Here is a 14,020-nt window from a genome sequence, read left to right on the forward strand (position 1 = left end):
CGAACACGTTGATCGGGCGCCAGATCACGTTCACCGGGCACCCGAACATGTTGACCGGGCGCCGACGCTCATACGGGGTTCACGGGCCGGTCCCTACACTCGGCGCCATGCTGGTCTGGATCAACGGCGCCTTCGGCGCGGGCAAGACCCACACGGCGTTCGAGCTGGCCCGCCGCTGCGGGAACGCGCACGTCGCCGATCCCGAGCTGATCGGATACGGCATCCACAAGGTGTTGCCCGCCCACGCGCGCCGCGACTTCCAGGACCGGCCGCAATGGCGGTCGGCGGTGGTCGCGACCCTCGCCGACGCCGTCGACGAGTGGGACGGTCCGGTGATCGTGCCGATGACGCTGGTCGACGCCGACCACTTCGACGAGATCATGGCCGGCCTCGCCGACCGTGGCGTCGACGTCACCCACGTCTCGTTGTCGGCGACACCGGCGACCTTGCAGCGCCGGCTGCGTACGCGCAGCGGGTACTGGATCGGCCGGGTCGCGGGACGCGAGGAGACATGGGCGATGGCACAGATCGACCGCTGTGTCGAGGCACTCGCCGCTCCGCGGTTCGCCGTCCACGTGCCGACCGACGGCCGCTCGCTCGATGCCGTCGTCGAGACCATTGCCGCCCTCACCGGACTCACCCTGCGCCGTCCGCCGCTTCGTGGGCTGCGACGGCGAGTGCGCCGGGTACGAGTGGGACTCGCCCACATCCGATGGTGACGTGGCCGGCTACCCGGTCAACGGGGTGGGGTGCCCAGTCAACACGATCGGGTGCCCAGTCAACGCGATGGGGTGCCCAGTCAACGGGGTGGGGTGCCCAGTCAACACGATCGGGTGCCCAGTCAACGCGATGGGACGCCCAGTCAACGCGATCAGGTGCCCAGTCAACACGATCGGACGCCCAGTCAACGAGGTGGGACGAGGTGGGGCGCCCGGTCAGCGTTTCCGGGTCAGCTCGGGTCGAGGTCCGAGTTGGCCGTTTCCTGCGCGGCCTGGCCCTCGGCGACCTCTTCGGGGGTGAACCGCATGAACAGCACCACCACGGCCGCGATCACCGCGATACCCGCACAGCAGGCGAAGGCCAACCCGTAGCCGTCGGCCTGGGCGGCGAGCTGGGTCTCGTTCATCGTCTCCACCGGAGCGGTGGTGCCGCCTTGCGACAGCGCCCGCGAGGTGACCATCGCGCCGACGATGACCAGGCCGATCGCCCCGCCGAGATTCTGTGCCACCTGGGCGAGCGCGGTGAGCGGACCGATCTCGGTGGGGCCGACACCGGCCACCACCGACAACGTCAGCGGGATCACCGCCAGACCCACACCGAAGCCGATGACGATCACCGGGATCGCGATGCTCGGCAGATAGCTGGGGTTGTCGTCGGCGATCGACGAGGCGTACAGGCAGCCGAACAGGATCACCGCGCCACCGAACAGCACCAGCCAACGCGGCTGGATCATCAACGCCAGTTTGGAGGCGATGGCCGCGGCCGCGCCGAGCCCGACGGCGAAGGGCACCACGGCCAGACCGCTCTGGATCGGCGTGTACTTGAGAATCCCCTGCAGATACTGGGAGATGAACACCGCCATGCACATCATGATCATGCTGGCCAGGAAGATGGCCCCGAGGGCGGCGACACGACTGGAGTTGTCGAACAGGACGAACGGCAGGATCGGGTTGGCCGCCCGCCGCTCGACGATCACGAACGCGATCAGTGCGGCGGCCCCGAGCACGAACGACACGATCACGATCGGCCGTCCCCACCCGTTGGGGCCTTCGCTCACCGCGAGGACCAGCAGCGTGCAGCCGAGGGTGGCGAGGACGGCGCCGGGCACATCGAGTGCCAGCCGATCGCCTTGCGATTCGCGCAACACGAACAGCGCCCCGATGGCCACCGCGACACCGATCGGCACGTTGATCAGGAAGACCAGCCGCCACGACACCTGGGTCAGGACACCACCGAGGATCAGCCCGGCCACCGACCCGAGACCGGTCATCGCGGCATAGATCGCGAAGGCCTGGCTACGCGGTTTGCCGGGGGCGAAAGTCGTCGCGACCAGCGCCATCGCGGTGGGGGCGGCGATCGCCGCCGAGGCCCCCTGCAGTCCGCGACCGATGATCAGACTCGTGCTGTCCCAGGCCACACCGCACAAAAGCGACGTCAGCGTGAAGGCGGTGACACCGATGATGAACATGCGTTTGCGGCCGAAGGTGTCGCCGAGGCGCCCGCCGAGCAGCATCAGGCCGCCGAAGGCCAGCACGTAGGAGGTGATCACCCAGTTGGCGGTGGACTCCCCCATGTCCAGGTGATCCCGGATGGACGGCAGTGCGAGCGCCGCGACGGTGCCGTCGAGGACCATCAGCAACTGCATCCCCGACAACACCAGGATCGCCAGCCCGAAGACCGGCTGGAATGCGGACGACGACGGGGTCCCCGGACCCGCCCCCGCTCCGCCGGACATTCGGCGTTGCGTGTGGCCCGATGTCGACATGGAGGACGACGCTACCGGCATGGGCCGCGAAGATGCCAATCCCCGATGTCGGATCGAGACGCGGACGACACCTACCCGCCGATGAGAGCGTCGGCGTCGGTGAACCCGGCGACGGCACCGATCACGACTATCGCCGGCGGCTTCAGGTTCTCGTCGGCCGCGGTCTGTGCGGCGTGGGCGAGGTCGGTGCGGACGAGTCGCTGGGTGGGCAGTGAGCCGTTCTCGATCAGCGCGACCGGTGTGTCGGCGGGCCGCCCGCCCTCGAGCAGCGCGGCGGTGAACTTGTCGATCCGTTCGACCGCCATCATCAGGACCAGGGTGCCGCGCAGTTTGCCGAGTGCCGGCCAGTCGACCAGCGAGTCGGGATGGTCGGGGGCGACGTGTCCGGAGACGATCACCACCTCGTGGGTCACCCCGCGGTGGGTCACCGGGATACCGGCCGACGCGGGCACCGAGATGGGGCTGGTGATGCCGGGCACCACGGTCACCGGCACCCCGGCGGCCACACACGCCTGCAGTTCCTCGAATCCGCGGCCGTAGACATACGGGTCGCCGCCCTTGAACCGGACGACGAACTTGCCCTCCTTGGCCCGGGCGACGAGCACGTCGTTGATGGCCTCCTGCTTCATCGCCCGCCCGTAGGGCACCTTCGCGGCGTCGATGATCTCCACCTGCGGGCCGAGGGCGGCGAGCAACGCCGGTGGTGCGAGGCGGTCGGCGACCACCACGTCGGCGGCCATCAGCAGTCGCAGGCCGCGCACGGTGATCAGGTCGGGGTCGCCGGGGCCACCGCCGACGAGGGCCACGCCGGGCGGGTGCGGTGCCTCCTCGACGGCCAGCTCACCGTCGGCGAGGGCACGGGAAATGGCCGCACGCAGCGACGCCGACAGCTTGTGGTCGCCACCGGCGAGCACCCCGAACTGCACGTCGCGGTGGCGTCCCGAGGCCGGGGTGACGGCGGTGCCGTAGCGCGCATCGTCGGCGCGGACGCAGAAGGTGTGGCGCCGTTCGGCCTCGGCGACGACGGCCGCGTTGACCTCCAGGTCGTCGGTGCAGGCCATCGCATACCAGGCGCCGTCGAGGTCCCCGTCGGCGTAGGCCCGCTGATGCAGGGTGATCCCCGGGTACGACTCGACCGCCGGGGTCGCCTCGATCGCGATGACGTGCACGTCGGCTCCCACCGACACCAGATTGGGCAGGCGGCGTTGGGCCACCGATCCACCACCCACCACGACCACCTTGCGGCCGGCGAGGTCGAGACCTGCCAGATAGTGGCCGAATCCGGATGCTGCGGGCTCGGGGGACGCGGTGTCGGCAGGGGGCGCAACCATGAGTGAACAGCCTACCGACCGGTGTTCAGAGGGGCAGTTCCCCGGTCCGTCGGATGTGGGCCCACACGTCGGCGGCCGGCACCCCGAGACGATGCGCCGCCGATTGCAGCAGGGTGCCGAGCAGCATCGAACTGCAGTACTCCCCGGCGCCCGCGTCGTCGCTGTGGGTGCGGACCTCGTTCCACCACGTCGGATTGCGGCTGGCCGCGGCCTCGGCCATGGTGATCGCCGCCTCGAAGCCGACCGGCACCTCGGCCACGGCGCTCACGCCCCGGCCCGTTCCTTGCGGGCGGCACGCTCGAGCGCACGGTCGCGGGACCGCTCGAACTTCTCGACCTTGACGTTCATCTCCTCGAGGAAGTCGGCGAGCTTGTCGCGGTACATCTCACCGAGCTCGCCGAAGTCCTCGCGCTCGAAGATCCGCCACTTGCGCAGCACCGGCATCACGACCTCCGACATGTGCTGGGGCAGGTCGTAGATACCGCCCTTGGCGATCAGCACGGCGTTGCGGCGGAAGTTCGGCATGGAGAGGCCGGGCATCTGGAAGTTGGAGACGATCCCGTAGATCGCGGCCATCGCCTGGTCGGGAACCAGGTCGAGCGCCCCGGCGACGATGTTGCGGTAGAAGAGCATGTGCAGGTTCTCGTCGGCGGCCACACGCTGCAGCATGCGGTCGGCGATCGGGTCGCCGCAGGCCTTGCCGGTGTTGCGGTGGCTGACGCGGGTGGCGAGCTCCTGGAAGGAGACGTAGGCCACGGCGAAGAGCATGTCGAAGCTGTGGTCACGCTGGCCGTCGTCCTCGGGCAGCGGGTTGAAGCCGTGGGTCATGTGCGCCATGCGGATCTCTTCGAGTTCCACCGGGTCCACCCCGCGGGTGACGACGAGGTAGTCGCGCATCACGATGCTGTGCCGGTTCTCCTCGGCGGTCCAGCGGCCCACCCAGAAACCCCACGCGTCATCGAGGGTGAAGTTGTCGGCGATCACGCGGTGATACGACGGCAGGTTGTCCTCGGTGAGCAGGTTGGTGATCATCGCGGCCTTGGCGACCTCCGACAGCTGCGACTGCTCGGGGTCCCAGTCGACCCCGCCGAGTGCGGCGAAGTTGCGGCCCTCGTCCCACGGCACGTAGTCGTGGGGGTGCCAGTCCTTGGTCATCTTCATGTGCCGCTCCACCTCGGCCTCGCAGACCGGCAACAACTCGCGCAACAGATCCGACCCGGTCATGCCGGTGTCACTGGTGGCTTGTCCGATGAGGGTGGTCACTGGGACTCCTTGTTCGATTGGGACGACGGGTTCGGTGCGGCACGCCGTCGCCCACCTAGTCGTGGGCGCGTCGTGGGACCCCGATCACAGGGTCGGGCCACGCACTCCGGCCGATTACCACTCTCGTCTCGGTCACACCTGTCACACCTGTGCCGAAGGTCCCGTTCCGGTGGGGACCGATGTCGCGAATCGGTTTCACCCGGTGCGGTAGTTTCAGATCATGTCCACCCCGTCCATCACGCCTGTGCGCGTGTATCTCGTCGACGATCATGAACTGGTGCGGCGCGGTCTGCGCGATCTGCTCGGCACCGCCGACGACATCGAGGTGATCGGCGAGGCCGCGACCGTCGGCGAGGCGAAGGTCGGCATCCTGGCCACCAAACCCGACGTGGCGGTGCTCGACGTCCGGCTTCCCGATGGCAACGGGGTGGAGTTGTGCCGCGATGTGCGGGCCGCCGAGCCGTCGGTGCGGTGTCTGATGCTGACCAGTTACGCCGACGACGACGCATTGCTCGCCGCCGTGCTGGCCGGTGCCTCCGGGTTCGTGCTCAAGCAGATCCTCGGCCACAACCTGGTCGCCGCGGTCCGCACCGTCGGACAGGGCGGCTCCCTGCTCGACGACCGCAGCACCGCCGCCCTGCTGGCTAAGCTGCGTGACGGCAAGGAGCAGAAGACCGATCCGCTCGCCGAACTCACCCATCAGGAACGTGAGGTGTTCAACCTGATCGGTGAGGGTCTGACCAACCGTCAGATCGCCGAGCGGATGTTCCTGGCGGAGAAGACGATCAAGAACTATGTCTCGCGCATCCTGGCGAAGCTGGACATGCAGCGACGCACCCAGGTCGCGGTGATGGCCACCAAGATCCGCGACGGCAAGATCTGATCCGCACCCGGTCACCGCTCGGGCCCGGAACAGATCGAGCCCCCGACCGGGGGCGCCCTACCCCGCGGTGAGCGGCACCGACCACGTGAGCACGGTGCCACCGCCGCGTCCGCCGGAACGTCCGGGGCGGGTGCGGATGTCGAAGGTGCCATCGCAGACCTCGGCACGGCGGGTGAGGTTCTCCAGCCCGCGGTAGGCGACGGCGGTGTCGATCCCGATCCCGTCGTCGCTGATCTCGACGGTGAGCACCTCGTCGGCGCTGACCGCCACCGAGATGTGCTCGGCCTTGGCGTGTCGCAGCGCGTTCGAGAGCCCTTCGCGCAGGACGGCATCGATGTGCGGGCCGAGGGCCTCGGGCACCACGGTGTCGACCGGGCCGGAGAACTGCACGCTCGGCGCGATGGGCGCATGCACGGCGAGTTCGGAGACGATGTCGAGGATCCGGCGACGCAACGTGGAGGTGTCGTGATGGCCGGGGACGGTCTGCAGGTCGAAGATCGACGTCCGGATCTGCGCGATGGTCTTGTCGAGGTCGGTCATCACCTGGTCGAGGCGTGCGGTGATCGGGTCGTCGGCGGCGCCGTCCCCGGTCTGCGAGGCCCGCCCGGCCTGCAGCGTCTGCACCGACATCCCGATCGCGAACAGCCGCTGGATCACATGATCGTGGAGGTCACGGGCGATGCGGTGACGGTCCTCGAGTACCTCGAGGTCACGCGCGATCTGCTGTTGCTCGGCGTAGACGATGGCCAGCGAGACGATCTCGGCCACACCCATGAGTCCGGAGAGATCCTCGTCGTCCCAGGTCGGTCTGCTGCGATGGGTGATCAGCACCCACCCGAACGCACCGGAGGCCCGCTGTAGCGGCTGCACCGTCGCCCACTGTGCGCCGTCACGGGCGATCGCCTCCCCGATCTCGGCGGCCGGGAGGACCGCGAGCGCGGGTCCGGCGGGCATGGTCAGCCCGCACGCGTCGACGCCGGGCCGGGTGGAGCCGCCGATCTCGGGTTCGTCGGGGTCACCGGTGATCAGGAACACGTCGAGGGCGCCGACCAGTTCGGCGACGTCGACGCACATCCGGGACAGGGTGTCGGACAGGGCGATCCCGGCGAGCGGCTCGGACCCGCGGCGTGCCACCAGCTCCAGCCAGCGTTGCCGGGTGCGGGCGCTCTCGAACAGCTGCGCATTGTCGATCGCGATGCCCGCGGCGACGGCGAGCACGGCGATCAGGGTCTCGTCGACCTCACTGAACTCGGGGGCACCCTGCTTCTCGGTGAGATAGATACGCCCGAAGATCGACCCGCGGATGATGATCGGCGCACCGAGGAAGGTGGTCATCGGCGGGTGGTTCGGCGGGAATCCCACCGACGCCGGATGCTGGGCGAGATCGGGGATGCGCAGCACGTGCGGGGAGTCCATCAGCACGCCGAGTACGCCACGGCCGACCGGTAGCGGCCCCATCACCGCCCGCTGCTCGGGGGTGATGCCGGTGTAGACGAATTCCTTGAGCTGCCAGTCGTGTCCGCGCACACCGAGTGCGCCGTAGCGGGCGTCGACCACACCGACGGCCACCTCGATGATCCGGGTCAGGGCACGGTCGAGGTCGAGGCCGCGGCCGACGACGAGCACCGACTCGAGCAGCTCACGCAGGATCTCGGGTTTGTCGGCGCCGTGGGCGGTGAGCGCGTCGAGGGCCTCGCTGATCTCATGCGCCATGACGGTCTCCTTCTCCGACGTCGGCCCGGGCCGCCGCGGCGACGAACCGGCTGATCGCCTGCGGTTGCGCGACCGGATGAACATGCAGGTAGGACGCGTGCACCGATCCCGCGGCGACACCGTCGACGGTAGGTGTGCCGGCGGCATCGCGCCAACCCCACGCGGGGTGCTGCCCGTCGAGATCGACATAGGAGCGGTGGAACTCGTGTCCGGTGACGCGTTCGCCGGTGCGGTAGAGCACCGAGTCGCCGACGGCCACACCGTCGCGGTAGCCCAGTGTCAGGCGCGGCCCGAACCGTCCGACGCCGTCGATCACCCCGGTCATCGGGTGCCCGTCGAGTTCGCGGCACAGGTACAGCAGCCCGGCGCACTCGGCGTGGATCGGCCGGCCGGCCCGGGCGTGGGCGGCGAGGTCGGCGCGCAGGTCGACGTTGGCGGCGAGGTCCTCGGCATGTTCTTCGGGGAAGCCGCCGCCGATCACCACCGCCGCGGCACGTTCGGGGAGGCGGTCGGTGAGCGGGTCGAAGGTGATCACCTCGGCGCCGGCGGCACGCAACATCTCGGGGTGTTCGGCATAACCGAAGGTGAACGCCGCGCCGGCGGCGACCGCGATCACCGGCCGCTCCCCCGATCGGTGGGGTGCCGCCGAGATCTCGGTGTGGGCCCCGCTCTCGGTGTGGGCCCCGATGGCCTCGTCCGCCGACCACGGCGTCACCGGGCCGGTGGTGCGTTGCGAGGCGGCGGCGACGATCCCGGGCAGGTCGAGACCGGTGGCGATCCCGGCGGTCATCGCGTCGACGGCGGCGACCGCCTCACCCCGACGCTCGGCGGCCGGGATCAGCCCGAGGTGCCGGGACGGCACCGTCAACGCCGGATCACGGTGCAGCACACCGTAGACCGGGAGTCCGACCCGGGTGCACGCCTGCCGCAGCACGGTCTCGTGCCGGGCCGATCCGACGCGGTTGAGGATCACCCCGGCGATCCGCACCGCCGGCGAATAGCCGAGGAAGCCGTGCAGCAGCGCGGCCAGTGACTGGCTGTGCCCTGCGGCGTCGACGACGAGGATCACCGGCGCCCCGATCAGGGTGGCGACGTGGGCGGTGGAGCCGGTGCCGATCGGGTCGGCGTCGTCGTCGGTGATGCGGCCGTCGAACAGCCCCATGACGCCCTCGACGACGGCGATGTCGGCGCCCGCGCATCCGGCCGCGAACAGCGGTGCGACGGCGTCGGGGCCGACCAGATTGGGGTCGAGGTTGCGGCCGAGACGACCGGCGGCCACCGCGTGGTAGCCGGGGTCGATGTAGTCCGGGCCCACCTTGAACGGCGCGACGGTGTGGCCGGCCGCACGCAGCGCACCGAGCAGCCCGGTGGAGACGGTGGTCTTGCCGCTGCCCGAGGCGGGTGCGGCGATCACGATCGCCGGGATCGCACTCACCGGGTCACCACTCGATGCCCTTCTGGCCCTTGCGTCCGGCGTCCATCGGATGGGCGATCTTGCGCATCTCGGTGACCAGGTCGGCGGCGTCGACCAGGGCCTGCGGGGCACGCCGGCCGGTGATCACCACGTGCTGACGGCCCGGGCGTGCGGTCAGCGCCGACACCACCTCGTCGGTGTCGACCCAGCCCCAGTCCAGCGGGTAGGTGAACTCGTCGAGCACGTAGAAGTCGTGCTGTTCGGCGGCGAGTCGACGGGCGATCTCCTCCCACCCCGCGCGTGCGGCGGCAGCATGATCGTCGTCGGCGTCGGCATTGGAGCGCAGCCAGGACCACCCCTGACCCATCTTGTGCCATTCGACCGGGCCGCCCGCCCCGGTGGAGTCGTGGACCTCGCCGAGCGCGGTGAGCGCCGACTCCTCCCCCACCTTCCACTTGGCGGATTTCACGAACTGGAACACCGCCACCCGCATCCCGGCGTTCCAGGCGCGCATCGCCATACCGAAGGCAGCGGTGGACTTGCCCTTGCCGTCGCCGGTGTGGACGGCCAGCACCGGGGTGTTGCGGCGCTGCCGCGTGGTTAGGCCGTCGTCGGGGACGGAGGTCGGGACTCCTTGCGGCACGGTCGGTCTCCTGGGTGGAAGGGGCTGCGGTCGGGGTTTCGGTGGGCTGGGTCCCGGTCGGCGGGGTCCCGATCGGGGCGGTCAGGCGGCGGAGTGTGCGGGACGCTGCAGGGCGGACACGCTCAGCTGCGCCATCGGCATCAGGTCGGCGCGCAGGTGGGCGGCGAGGTCGGCGGCCAGGCCGAGCCGGATCATCCCCTGTTCGCAGTCGACGACGACGGTGTCGATCCCCTTGGCGCCGATCAGGTCGGCGGCGGCCCGTGCCCGCCGCGGTGCGTCGGCGCCTGCGGTCGCCCGGCCGTCGGTGAGCACCACCAGCAGCGGCCGACGCTGCGGCTCGGTGCGCCGGGCGCGGGCGATCAGGTCGTCGGCCATCCGCAGTCCCTCGGCCAGCGGGGTGCGCCCGCCGGTGCGGACACCGGCGAGGCGTCGGACGGCGATCTCCACCGACTTGGTCGGCGGCACCACGGTCTCGGCACGGGAGCCGCGGGCGACGATCACCGCGACACGATCGCGCCGGGTGTAGGAGTCACGCAGCAGTTCCACACACATCTCGCTGACCGCGGCGAGGCGGCGGCGGGCCGTCATCGACCCGCTGAGGTCCACCACGAACACCACCAGGTTGCCCTCCTGGCCGATCCGGTCGGCGCCCTTGAGGTCGGGTTCGGTGATCTGGACGCGTCCGGTGTGGGCGATGCCGTTCGCGGCGGCCGAGAGCACCGTGCCGAACAGGTGCACCGGGGTTCCGGCGGCGAAGTCGACCGCACGCACGGTCTGACCGCGGCGGCTGCGCGCCCGAGACCGGCGGCCGGGGTCGCCGTCGCCGATCCCGTCGACCCGCAACGCCCGCATCCGGCGGGGCGCGGCGGTCGGCGGGGAACCGAACACCCCGCCCGGCGGCGGGCCCGCCGGTCCGTTCGGCGTTGTCTCGGAAACTGATTCGGCGTCCGGCTCCGCCGGCGCATCCGGAGTTCCCCCTTCGGGGGTGCCGGGAGCCGGGGTGTCGGCATCGGCCTGCGGTCCGCCGTTCGGATCGGAATCGTCAGGGCCGCTGTCCGGCCCACCGTCCGGGTCGGTGTCCGGCGGTTCCGGATCGTCGTCGCCGGCGGCGTCGTCACCGGCGGCGAGCGCCTCGTCGAGTTGCTGGTCGCTCAGGCCGGACTCGTCGAACGGGTTGCGGCGCCGCCGATGCGGCAGGGCCAGTTCGACGGCGACCCGCACGTCGTCGGCGTCCACGGCGGCGGCCCCTCGCAGTGCGGCATGTGCGGTGGCGGTCCGGGCGACGACGATGTCGCCGCGCATCCCGTCGACCTCCAGATGCGCGCAGATACCGGCGATCCGCCGCAGCTGCGCATCGGACAGTTCCACGTCGCCGATCACGTCACGGGCCCGGGCGATACGGTCGGTGAGGTCGGCCTCGGCGTCGGCATAGCGCGCCCGGAACGATTCCGGATCGGTGTCGAAATCCATTCGGCGACGGACGATCTCGACGCGCTCGGAGACATCGCGGGCGGCGGTGACGGCCACTGCGAGCCCGAACCGGTCGAGTAGCTGCGGCCGCAGCTCCCCCTCTTCCGGGTTCATGGTGCCCACCAGCACGAAGTCCGCGGGCTGGGTGTGCGAGACGCCGTCACGTTCCACGGTCACACGACCGCTGGCGGCGGCGTCGAGGAGGACGTCGACGAGATGGTCGGCGAGCAGGTTGACCTCGTCGATGTAGAGCACGCCGCCGTCGGCGCGGGCGAGCAGACCCGGCGTGAACTCGGGACGCCCGTCTCGCAGCACGCTGGTGAGGTCGATCGACCCGATCACCCGGTCCTCGGTGGCGCCGATCGGCAGTTCGACGACGCGTCCGCGCCCGTGTGGCCCGTCGTCGAGGAGCGGTCCCAGCGCACGGACGATGGTGGACTTGGCCGTGCCCTTCTCTCCCTGGATCAGCACTCCGCCGATACCCGGCGAGATCGCGCAGAGGATCAGCGCGAGTTTGAGTCGGTCCTGGCCGACCACCGCGGTGAACGGGTAGCGCAGCGGTGCGGGGACGCCCGGTCCGGCCGCCGCGGCGAGCCGCTGCAGTCCGTCCGGACGGGTGGGGGAACTCGTCACGCCGGGGTGACCTCCGGGTTCGGGGTCGGGGTGGTCCCGGCGGGACGCACCATCGACACGTGCGGGATGCCGTCTTCGAGGTATTCGTCACTGTCGGCGCGGAAACCGAAGCGTGCGTACATCTCCGAGAGATAGGTCTGCGCCTCGATCCGGCAGGTGTGCGCCCCGATCTCGTCGAGGGCGGCCTGCATCAGCCGGGCGGTCAGCCGCCGGCCGCGATGTGCGCGCTCGGTGCACACCCGACCGATCCGGTACACCATGCGACCGTCGGGGCCCGGCCCGTCCTCCAGCACGCGCAGGGTGGCGAGCACGGCGTCGCCGTCGGCGAACCAGAAATGCCGGGTGCCCGGTTCGAGGTCACGGCCGTCCAGCTCGGGATACGGACACGCCTGCTCGACGACGAAGACATCCACCCGCAACCGCAGGAGGCGGTAGAGGGTCGCGGTGTCGAGGTCGGCGGACGACCGCCGATGCAGCTGCGGTTCCGGCATGGGTGACGTCATGGGTTCGTGGGTATCACACCTGCGGTCGTCGGCGGTACCCGAGCAGGTGGGATGCCAGATGTCCGCGCAGACCGGGATCGGGCTGCGCGGACATCACCGACTCAGGCTCCGGTCGAGGCGATCGCCGGGTCACGCTTGAGCTGCAGGCTCGTGCTGGTCCAGTCCCAGACCTGGTGGAACAGGTCGCGGTTGTCCGAGAGCTTCTGCCCGAACGACGGGATCATCTCGGTGAGCTTGGGGGTCCACGCCTTGTACTCCGCCGGGAAGCACTTCTCCAGGACGTTGAGCATGGCCGGCACGGCGGTCGAGGCACCCGGCGATGCACCGAGCAGACCGGCGATGGTGCCGTCACCGGCGGCGACGACGGCGGTGCCGAACTCCAGCGATCCGCCGACACCGGTCTTGCGGATGACCTGCACGCGCTGACCGGCGGTGATCATCTCCCAGTCGGAGCCGAGGGCGCGCGGGACGAACTCCGACAGCGTCGCGACACGGTCGGCGGGACCGGCGGCCAGCTCGGAGATCAGGTACTTGAGCAGACCGAACTCCTGCGGTGCGATCGACAGCATCGGCAGCATGTTGCTGGGCTTGACCGAGTTCGGCAGGTCCATGAAGCTGCCGCTCTTGAGGAACTTGGGTGACCAGCCGGCGTACGGGCCGAACAGCAGGCCCTTCTTGTGGTTGATGACACGGGTGTCGAGGTGGGGCACCGACATCGGCGGTGCGCCGACGGCCGCCTGGCCGTACACCTTGGCGGCGTGCTGCTCGATCAGGTCGGGGTTGGTGCAGCGGAAGAACTCGCCCGACACCGGGAACCCGCCGAAGCCCTTGGCCTCGGCGATACCGGACTTCTGCAGCAGGTGCAGTGCGCCGCCGCCGGCACCGACGAACACGAACTTGGCGTGGACCTGCAGCTTCTCACCGGTACGGGTGTTGCGCACCTTGACGATCCAGCTGCCGTCGGACTGCTTGTTCAGGTTGGTCACCGCGTGACCGAAGTAGATGTCGCCGCCGCGGGAGACGAAGTTGAGCAGCCCCTGGGTGAGGGCGCCGAAGTCGACGTCGGTGCCGTCGGTGAACCAGTTCAAGGCGACCGGCTCGTCGAAGTCACGCCCGGTGGCCATCAGCGGGAGTCGCTTGCTGAACTCGTCGGGGTCGGTGATGTACTCCATGCCCTCGAAGAGGGTCTGCGCGGACAGACGGTCGTAGCGCTTGCGCAGGTACTCCGCACCGGCCGCACCGTGGGTGAAGCTGACGTGCGGGATGGGGTTGATGAACTCGTCCGGGGCGCCGAGCACACCGTTGTCGACGGCGTGGGCCCAGAACTGCCGCGACACCTGGAACTGCTCGTTGATGTTGAGCGCCTTGTCGATGTTCACATCGCCGTCGGCGGTCTTGGGGGTGTAGTTGAGCTCGCACAGCGCCGAGTGACCGGTGCCGGCGTTGTTCCACGGGTCCGAGCTCTCCGCCGCCGCGGCGTCGAGTCGCTCGAACAGGCTGATCGACCAGTCGGGCTGCAGCTGACGCAGCAGCGCCCCCAGCGTGGCACTCATGATGCCCGCGCCCACCAACGCCACATCTGTCTTGATCACCGTTTGCGCCACCCTGGACTCCACTTCACGCAGCTCGGACGACCCTCGTCCGTTGTCGACCACCCATTCTCCCCCATCTACCCCGACCCA

12 protein-coding genes are annotated in these 14,020 nt (G+C 70.1%); 2 read left to right on the forward strand and 10 right to left on the reverse strand.

Annotation, left to right across the window (positions count from 1 at the left end; genetic code table 11):
• Nucleotides 1–107: 107 nt before the first annotated feature.
• Complete coding sequence (locus tag Q9K23_RS02470) at nt 108–719, forward strand: AAA family ATPase (protein WP_053776517.1); 612 nt, start codon at nt 108–110, stop codon at nt 717–719.
• Nucleotides 720–949: 230 nt separating this feature from the next.
• Here the strand turns inward: Q9K23_RS02470 and Q9K23_RS02475 are convergent, their stop codons facing one another.
• The 4 genes from Q9K23_RS02475 to Q9K23_RS02490 all read right to left on the reverse strand — a co-directional run bounded on the left by Q9K23_RS02475 (nt 950) and on the right by Q9K23_RS02490 (nt 5,079).
• On the reverse strand, nt 950–2,455 hold the full coding sequence (locus Q9K23_RS02475; RefSeq protein WP_020793296.1) for a DHA2 family efflux MFS transporter permease subunit: 1,506 nt from the start codon (nt 2,453–2,455) through the stop codon (nt 950–952).
• 101 nt (nt 2,456–2,556) lie between these two features.
• A complete protein-coding gene (gene cobA, locus Q9K23_RS02480; protein ID WP_053776398.1) occupies nt 2,557–3,816 on the reverse strand; it encodes a uroporphyrinogen-III C-methyltransferase in 1,260 nt (419 codons plus the stop codon).
• 25 nt (nt 3,817–3,841) lie between these two features.
• The gene (locus Q9K23_RS02485; RefSeq protein WP_059039489.1) at nt 3,842–4,084 is read right to left on the reverse strand and encodes a hypothetical protein; all 243 of its coding nucleotides are present in this window, start codon (nt 4,082–4,084) and stop codon (nt 3,842–3,844) included.
• Complete coding sequence (locus Q9K23_RS02490) at nt 4,081–5,079, reverse strand: acyl-ACP desaturase (RefSeq protein WP_020793071.1); 999 nt, start codon at nt 5,077–5,079, stop codon at nt 4,081–4,083. The genes Q9K23_RS02485 and Q9K23_RS02490 overlap by 4 nt, the downstream gene beginning before the upstream one ends.
• 220 nt (nt 5,080–5,299) lie before the next feature.
• On the opposite strand from Q9K23_RS02490, the gene Q9K23_RS02495 reads away from it, so the two are divergent.
• The gene (locus Q9K23_RS02495; protein WP_020793069.1) at nt 5,300–5,962 is read left to right on the forward strand and encodes a response regulator transcription factor; all 663 of its coding nucleotides are present in this window, start codon (nt 5,300–5,302) and stop codon (nt 5,960–5,962) included.
• A gap of 57 nt (nt 5,963–6,019) precedes the next feature.
• On the opposite strand, the gene Q9K23_RS02500 is transcribed toward Q9K23_RS02495, so the two are convergent.
• The 6 genes from Q9K23_RS02500 to mqo form a co-directional block, all read right to left on the reverse strand.
• A complete protein-coding gene (locus tag Q9K23_RS02500) occupies nt 6,020–7,675 on the reverse strand; it encodes a GAF domain-containing sensor histidine kinase (RefSeq protein ID WP_053776397.1) in 1,656 nt (551 codons plus the stop codon).
• A complete protein-coding gene (locus Q9K23_RS02505; RefSeq protein WP_305950381.1) occupies nt 7,665–9,110 on the reverse strand; it encodes a cobyrinate a,c-diamide synthase in 1,446 nt (481 codons plus the stop codon). Before Q9K23_RS02505 ends, Q9K23_RS02500 begins: the two co-directional genes overlap by 11 nt.
• A 4-nt stretch (nt 9,111–9,114) precedes the next feature.
• Nucleotides 9,115–9,732: a cob(I)yrinic acid a,c-diamide adenosyltransferase gene (gene cobO / locus Q9K23_RS02510; protein ID WP_059039486.1), complete on the reverse strand. Its 618-nt coding sequence runs from the start codon at nt 9,730–9,732 to the stop codon at nt 9,115–9,117.
• Nucleotides 9,733–9,813: 81 nt separating this feature from the next.
• Nucleotides 9,814–11,805, reverse strand: a complete 1,992-nt coding sequence (locus Q9K23_RS02515; RefSeq protein ID WP_305950529.1) for a VWA domain-containing protein — start codon at nt 11,803–11,805, stop codon at nt 9,814–9,816.
• A gap of 26 nt (nt 11,806–11,831) precedes the next feature.
• Complete coding sequence (locus Q9K23_RS02520) at nt 11,832–12,338, reverse strand: GNAT family N-acetyltransferase (protein WP_053776396.1); 507 nt, start codon at nt 12,336–12,338, stop codon at nt 11,832–11,834.
• A 101-nt stretch (nt 12,339–12,439) separates the two neighbouring features.
• Nucleotides 12,440–13,942 (reverse strand): malate dehydrogenase (quinone), encoded by a 1,503-nt coding sequence (mqo, locus tag Q9K23_RS02525; protein WP_053776516.1) that lies wholly within the window; start codon nt 13,940–13,942, stop codon nt 12,440–12,442.
• Nucleotides 13,943–14,020: the final 78 nt, after the last annotated feature.

Source organism: Gordonia sp. NB41Y, from assembly GCF_030718915.1.
GTDB lineage: Bacteria > Actinomycetota > Actinomycetes > Mycobacteriales > Mycobacteriaceae > Gordonia > Gordonia desulfuricans.